At 66.5% G+C, this 6,480-nt stretch carries 5 protein-coding genes and 1 pseudogene; 2 read left to right on the forward strand and 4 right to left on the reverse strand.

The genetic code is table 11. From position 1 onward, the window contains the following. Positions 1–194, forward strand: a pseudogene (locus QZ546_RS17575) (hypothetical protein); the annotation flags it as partial. 61 nt (positions 195–255) lie between these two features. On the opposite strand, the gene QZ546_RS17580 reads toward QZ546_RS17575, so the two are convergent. Then, positions 256–636 (reverse strand): helix-turn-helix domain-containing protein, encoded by a 381-nt coding sequence (locus QZ546_RS17580; protein WP_294240535.1) that lies wholly within the window; start codon positions 634–636, stop codon positions 256–258. Positions 637–735: 99 nt separating this feature from the next. On the opposite strand from QZ546_RS17580, the gene QZ546_RS17585 reads away from it, so the two are divergent. Continuing rightward, a complete protein-coding gene (locus QZ546_RS17585) occupies positions 736–1,797 on the forward strand; it encodes an SDR family oxidoreductase (RefSeq protein ID WP_294240537.1) in 1,062 nt (353 codons plus the stop codon). A 48-nt stretch (positions 1,798–1,845) separates the two neighbouring features. On the opposite strand, the gene QZ546_RS17590 is transcribed toward QZ546_RS17585, so the two are convergent. The 3 genes from QZ546_RS17590 to QZ546_RS17600 all read right to left on the reverse strand — a co-directional run bounded on the left by QZ546_RS17590 (position 1,846) and on the right by QZ546_RS17600 (position 6,391). Then, a complete protein-coding gene (locus tag QZ546_RS17590; protein WP_294240539.1) occupies positions 1,846–3,012 on the reverse strand; it encodes a nucleotide sugar dehydrogenase in 1,167 nt (388 codons plus the stop codon). A gap of 155 nt (positions 3,013–3,167) precedes the next feature. Then, a complete protein-coding gene (locus tag QZ546_RS17595) occupies positions 3,168–4,019 on the reverse strand; it encodes a tyrosine-protein phosphatase (protein WP_294240543.1) in 852 nt (283 codons plus the stop codon). Continuing rightward, positions 4,019–6,391 carry a TonB-dependent receptor gene (locus tag QZ546_RS17600; RefSeq protein ID WP_294240548.1) on the reverse strand — a complete coding sequence of 791 codons (2,373 nt, stop codon included), beginning with the start codon at positions 6,389–6,391 and terminating at the stop codon, positions 4,019–4,021. The genes QZ546_RS17595 and QZ546_RS17600 overlap by 1 nt, the downstream gene beginning before the upstream one ends. Between the last annotated feature and the right edge of the window lie 89 nt (positions 6,392–6,480).

Here is a 6,480-nt window from a genome sequence, read left to right on the forward strand (position 1 = left end):
ACTGGGGCCCGCCGCCCCCTCCCCCGCCCCCCGCGCCGCCCCCGCCGCGCTGGGGTGGCTATGATGGCGGCTATGGCTGGCGCGATGCGGGCTATGGATACCGGGGATACCGGCCCTATTACCGGCCGTACCGCCCCTATCACCGCTGCTGGACCGAATATCGCGGCTGGGAGCGGATCCGCATCTGCCGCTGACCCCCGGGGAGAGAGCGGCGCCGCAGGGCGCCGCTCGATCCGTCTGGAGGGACGGCCGAACTCAGCTGCGCCGCGCCGTCTGCCGGCTGCCGAGCTGGTCGAGCGCGTCGGCATTGTCGCGGCCCCAGGCATAGAGCAGCTCGACCGGCTCCACGAACCGACGGCCCAGCGGCGTCAGCCGATATTCCACCGCAGGCGGGATCGCGCTGATGACATGGCGGGAGACGAGCCCGGTTTCCTCCATGTCGCGCAGGGTCTGGGTCAACATCTTCTTCGACACGCCGGGCAGGCTGCGCTGAAGGACGCCGGTGCGGCAGGCGCCGTCATGGCGCGCATGGATCGTGTGCAGGACCATGCTGGTCCATGTGGTCGCGAACAGCGCCAGCACCCGCCTGGGCGCACAATCCTCGCGCCATTCCTCCTCGGCCGAACCCGGCTGCATCGTGGTTACCTCCTGGTGCCTGGCGCCCTATTTGGTGCCGTCTAGAAGTGGATGCCAGCGCTGCCTAGCTATTCCCGACGGATAGACGGAAGGTGAAGCATGGCGAAGACGGCATTGGTGGTTGGGGCGAGCGGTATCGTGGGCAGCGCGACCGCCGCCTTGCTGGTGGAACAGGGCTGGACGGTGCACGGCCTGGCGCGGCGACCCGTCGAACAGCATGGCGTGCAGCCGGTCGCGGCTGACTTGCAGGACGCGCAAGCCACCGCGGCCGCGCTGGCGGGCATCCACCTCGATGCCGTGTTCATCACCACCTGGTTGCGGCAGGATAGCGAGGCGGAGAATATCCGCGTGAATGCGGCCATGGTTCGCAACCTGCTGGACGGCCTGCCCAAGCCGACCCGCCCGCGCCACGTCGCGCTCGTCACCGGGCTCAAACATTATCTCGGGCCGTTCGAGGCCTATGGCAAGGGCACCCTGCCCCAGACGCCGTTCCGCGAGGAACAGGGGCGGCTCGACGTCGAGAATTTCTATTATGCGCAGGAGGACGAAGTGTTCGCCGCTGCGGCGCGGGACGGCTTCAGCTGGAGCGTGCACCGTCCGCATACGGTGATCGGCAAGGCGGTGGGCAATGCCATGAACATGGGCACCACCCTGGCCGTCTATGCGACGCTGTGCCGGGAGACGGGGCGCCCCTTCGCCTTTCCCGGCTCGCCCGCGCAGTGGAGCGGGCTGACCGACATGACCGATGCCGGGCAGCTGGCCCGTCAGCTGCTATGGGCGACGGAGACCGAGGCGGCGCACGACCAGGCGTTCAACATCGTCAATGGCGACGTCTTCCGCTGGCAATGGATGTGGGGGCGGATTGCCGCATGGTTCGGGCTGGAGCCGGCGGCGATCGACGGGACGCCGCGTCCGCTGGAGACGCAGATGGCGGACGATGCGGAAACCTGGCGCCGCATCGCCGAGCGCGAGGGGCTGGCCGAACCCGCGCTCGATCGCCTCGCCTCGCCCTGGCACACCGACGCCGATCTCGGTCGCCCGATCGAGGTGGTGACCGACATGTCGAAGAGCCGCAGGCTCGGCTTCACCGCCTATCAGCCGACCGACGATGCCTTTTTCGCGCTGTTCGAGCGGCTGCGTGCCGACCGGCTGATACCGTAAGCGCGAAAGCGACCGCTAGGATCGGACTGACGGGCGTGCCCGACGGCGTCAGTCCGACCCGAAAATATCCCGCGTGAACAGTTTGTCGGCGACATCGGCCAGTTCGGGATCGTTGCGGTTGGCGATGATGACGTCGCATTCGGCCTTGAACGCCGCCAGGTCGCGCGCGACCCGCGAGCCGAAGAAGCTGTCCTCGTGCAGCGACGGCTCGAAGACGACGACCTCGATCCCCTTGGCCTTGATCCGCTTCATGATGCCCTGGATCGAGGATTGGCGGAAATTGTCCGAGCCCGCCTTCATCGTCAGGCGGAAGATGCCGACCTTGCGGGGTTTGCGGGCGATGATCTGGTCGGCCAGGAAATCCTTGCGGGTCCGGTTGGCGTCGACGATCGCGCGGATCAGGTTCTGCGGCACGCTGGTATAGTTGGCCAGCAGCTGCTTGGTGTCCTTGGGCAGGCAATAGCCGCCATAGCCGAAGCTGGGATTGTTGTAGTGCGTGCCGATCCGCGGATCCAGGCCGACGCCCTCGATGATCTGGCGCGTGTCCATGTCGCCGGCGATCGCATAGCTGTCGAGTTCGTTGAAGAAGGCGACGCGCATCGCGAGATAGGTGTTGGCGAACAGCTTGATCGCCTCGGCCTCGCGGGTGCCGGTGAACAGGACGGGGATGTCGGTCTTCTCCGCGCCCTGGACCAGCAGGTCGGCGAAGATCCGCGCCCGCTCCGACTGTTCGCCGACGATGATGCGCGAGGGGTGGAGATTGTCATGCAGCGCGCGCCCCTCGCGCAGGAATTCGGGGCTGAAGATCACCTGTTCGGTCCCGAGCCGCGTGCGGACATCGTCGACGAAGCCGACCGGGATGGTCGATTTGACCACCACGGTCGCGTCGGGCGCATGGGTCTTGGCCAGGGTGATGACCGCTTCGACCGAGGCGGTGTTGAAGCTGTTGGTGTCGACATCGTAATTGGTCGGCGTGGCGACGATGACATAGTCGGCGCGCGCCAGCGCGGCGCCCGCATCGGTCGTGGCCGACAGGTCGAGCGGCCGGTCCGACAGGAAACGCTGCAACTCGGCGTCGATGATCGGCGAGGTCCGCGCATTCACCATCGCCACCCGCTCGGCCGAGATGTCGACCGCGACGACCGCGTTATGCTGTGCCAGCAGCACGGCGTTGGACAGACCGACATAGCCCAGGCCGAAAACGGCAATCTTCATGCGCTGCATCCCGAACAGACCCATCCGGCGGTCCCTACCGACGGCATGGGTGACGTCCCTATAAGATGCGGATCATGACGCCTATAGGGTAACGTACCATCCTCTTTTGCGAAGATGGTGCTCGGAGTTCCGATAATGGACATCCGAGCACGCCGTCACCGCGCCGTCAGGTACAGCGCACGCAGCTTCGCGATCTCGGGCGCACCCAGGCCCATCTCCTCCTTCAGATAGCCCATCGTGCCGCCCGGATGACGGTCGGTGATCGAGAACACCGCGTCGATATAGCGCCGGTCGACCCCGGCAAAGGTCCGCGCCGCCTCGGGCGAGAGCTTCGCCCAGAAGCCGGTCGGCTGGGCGGGCAGCGGCGCCATATGCTGGTTGGAGAGAAGATAATCCTCGACGATCGTCGCGCGCGGCACGCCCAGCGCGGTCAGGAGCAGCGCGGCCGCGACGCCGGTCCGGTCCTTGCCCGCCGTGCAGTGAAAGGCGAGCGGCGCGTCGCCCGCCAGCAGCTCGGCGAACATGCGGCGGTACTGGCCGTTGAACTGCTCGAGCAGCTTCGGATAGGTCGCGGTCATCGCCGCCACGACCTGGTCGTGCGTCCAGGTCGACGGATCGCCGGGCAGCCGCATCGCGCTCATGTCGAGCGCATAATCGTCGCTCAGCACCTTCGGCTTCTGTCCGGCGGGCCACAGGGTCGGCTCAGCGGTGCGCTCGCGCGTGTCGCGAAAGTCGCAGACGGTGCGGATGCCCAACGTCTGCAGATAGGTGTAATCCGCCGAGGTCAGGTCGTGCATCTGGCCCGAGCGATAGAGCAGGCCCCATTTGACCGTCCGGCCGTCGCTGGTGCGATAGCCGCCCAGGTCGCGGAAATTGCGCCCGCCCTGCAACGGCAGGACGCGGACATGCGCCGCCCCCGCGGCAGGCGCGGGGACCGAAGCCCCCACCCCCGCCCTCGTCGGCGCCGGCACCGCCAGCACCATGGCCAGCATGATGGCGGCGCGCATCAGAACCTCACATTCGCTTCGAGGCCATAGGTGCGGGCCTCGTTGAAAAAGCCCTGCGTGCCGATGAACGGGCTATAGGCGCGGTAGAAGAGATGCTGTTCGTTGAACAGGTTGCGGCTCCAGACCGACAGGGTCGCCTTGGCGTCGCCGCGGCCCATGGCGATATCGGCCAGGGCGATGCGGCCGTTGACGACAAAGGCCTTGTCCCCCTTGGGCTGATAGATGTTCGCCGGATTGTTGGGGCCCAGATAGACCGGGTCGTTGGCGTTCACATAGAAGCCGGAGTCGTAATTGCCGTCGAGATGGACGCGCACCGTCATGTCGTTCAGCGGCATCTCGTAATCCGCCGCGACGCTGCCCGCGTCGCTCGGCGTATATTGCGGATAGATCGGCACCGCGAGGGTGCTGACCACGCCCTTGGCATTGGGATAGGGGTTCACCGAGGCCGGGATGCGCACATAGGTATGCGCATAGGAGGCGGTCAGCGTCAGCCCGGTGACCGGGGCGACGGTCAGGTCGGCCTCGACGCCGTGCAGCCCGCCCGTGCCCGGCGCGTTGAGCGTCGAGATGGTGGTGCGGGTGGTCGAGGCGCCGCTGGCGTCCTGATAGGGCCGCTGGAAGTCGATCTGAATGTCCTTGTAGCTGCCCGCATAGGCGGCCACGTTCAACCGCGCGCGGTGGTCGAAGAACTCGCTCTTGGCGCCGATCTCGAAGATCGACACCGTCTCGGGCTTGAAGGGGTCATATTCCTGCGAGCGCGAATTGGCGCCGCCCGACTTATAGCCGGTGCTCCACTTGCCATAGAGATGGACGTCGCGGGTCGCATCGAACGACAGGTTGACCATCGGGTCGACGCGCGACCAGGCGGCGTCGAGCGGGATGGTGCGCGACACGCCGTTGCGATCGACGGGCAGCTTGCCGTTGACGGTCAGCAGCGCGCCATGCTTGGCATCGCGGCTCCAGCGCAGGCCGCCGGTCAGATGGACCCGATCGTCCAGCGCGGCCGGGGTCCAGGTCGCCTGGCCGAACGCGCCGATGCTGCTGGTACGCACATGGCTCGCCCGGTCGATCCGCTGCGCGCTATAGTCCAGCGGCAGGCTGGCATAATTCGCCACGTCGGTGCGAAAATTGGGCGGCAGGATGACATAGTTGGTGCAGGTGAAGTCCGAGCACTGGTTGGTGTAGAAGGCGCGCGCATTGTCGCCCACCCGCTCGTCATAATAGAGCGCGCCCGCGACGAACTTCAGCTCGGGCAGGTCGCCGATCAGCTGCACCTCCTGGCTGAACTGGTTCTGGCGGAAATCGGCCAGGCTGTAGCGGCTGAACAGCAGCGGGATGGCGGCCCCGGCGAAATTCTTGCTCGCGAATACGCCGCTGGCCGTCGACATGGTGGTCGCGGCCGAGCCATTGTCGAACTGGGTCTGGGTCAGGGTGCGATAGGCGGTGATCGACTTGACCGTCAGCATCTCGGCCGGATGCCAGTCCAAGGTCAGGCGGTTGCCGTTCACCTTGCCGATGCTGGGCTGCTGCGGCACGCCGACATTGGCGTCGCGGGCGCGCGTCGGCTGGAGCGTGCCGATCGGCGACTGGACATAGCTGCCCCCGGCGATCAGCTGCAGATAGAGCGGGGTCGACGCGTCATAGGAGCTGTCGAACGAATAATCGGCGCTGAAATTGCTGCTCGGCTGCCACAGCAGTTCGTAATGCACGCCATGCTTGTCATAGGCGTTGAACCCCTTCTGCCCGGGCAGGGGGTTGCGGACCAGCGGGTCGCGGTGGGTGACGACGCCGTCCAGCTTGATGCGGATATTGGCGATTTCGGGCAGGTCGACATGGATCTCGCCCTTGTAGCTGCCGAAATTGCCGATGCCGGCGGTGCTGTTCACATGGAATATGCCGGTCGGCTTCTTGGTCACGATGTTGACCGCGCCGCCCTCGGTATTGCGGCCGAACAGCGTGCCCTGGGGGCCTTTCAGCACCTCGATATTCTCGATGTCGTACAGCGCGGTGCCCAGGCCCTGCGCGCGGCCCAGGTAGACGCCGTCGATATAGACGCCGACGCCCTGGTCGCGGGCGGGCTGGTTGCTGTCGCCCAGCACGCCGACGCCGCGGATGTTCACGATCAGCGCCGAGTTGCGCGAATAGAAGGGCGCGACGCGCAGCGAGGGAATCCCGCCGTCCTGCAGGTCGACCAGCGACTGGACATGGCGGTTCGTCAGGTCCTGCGCGGACAGGACCGACATCGCGATCGGAGTCTTCTGCAGGCTTTCGGGCCGCTTCTGCGCGGTGACGATGACCTCGCTCAGCGCGCCGTCGGCGTCGGTCTTCTGGTCGTCGGGTGCGGTCGCCTTGGCCGGTTCGGCCGTCGCCACGGGATCGGCGGCCAGGCGTCACCTCAAGGTTTGTGCGCCAGACAACGATTTGGCAGACATAATGCGAACATCGGCTAATTAGCGAGCTT

Source organism: uncultured Sphingomonas sp., from assembly GCF_913062585.1.
Taxonomy (GTDB): Bacteria; Pseudomonadota; Alphaproteobacteria; order Sphingomonadales; family Sphingomonadaceae; genus Sphingomonas.

Excerpts from the sequence above, each read along its gene's own strand:
- QZ546_RS17580 (WP_294240535.1), bottom strand. The coding sequence starts at position 636 with ATGCAGCCGGGTTCGGCCGAGGAGGAATGGCGCGAGGATTGTGCGCCC.
- QZ546_RS17585 (WP_294240537.1), top strand. The coding sequence starts at position 736 with ATGGCGAAGACGGCATTGGTGGTTGGGGCGAGCGGTATCGTGGGCAGC.
- QZ546_RS17590 (WP_294240539.1), bottom strand. The coding sequence starts at position 3,012 with ATGAAGATTGCCGTTTTCGGCCTGGGCTATGTCGGTCTGTCCAACGCC.
- QZ546_RS17595 (WP_294240543.1), bottom strand. The coding sequence starts at position 4,019 with ATGCGCGCCGCCATCATGCTGGCCATGGTGCTGGCGGTGCCGGCGCCG.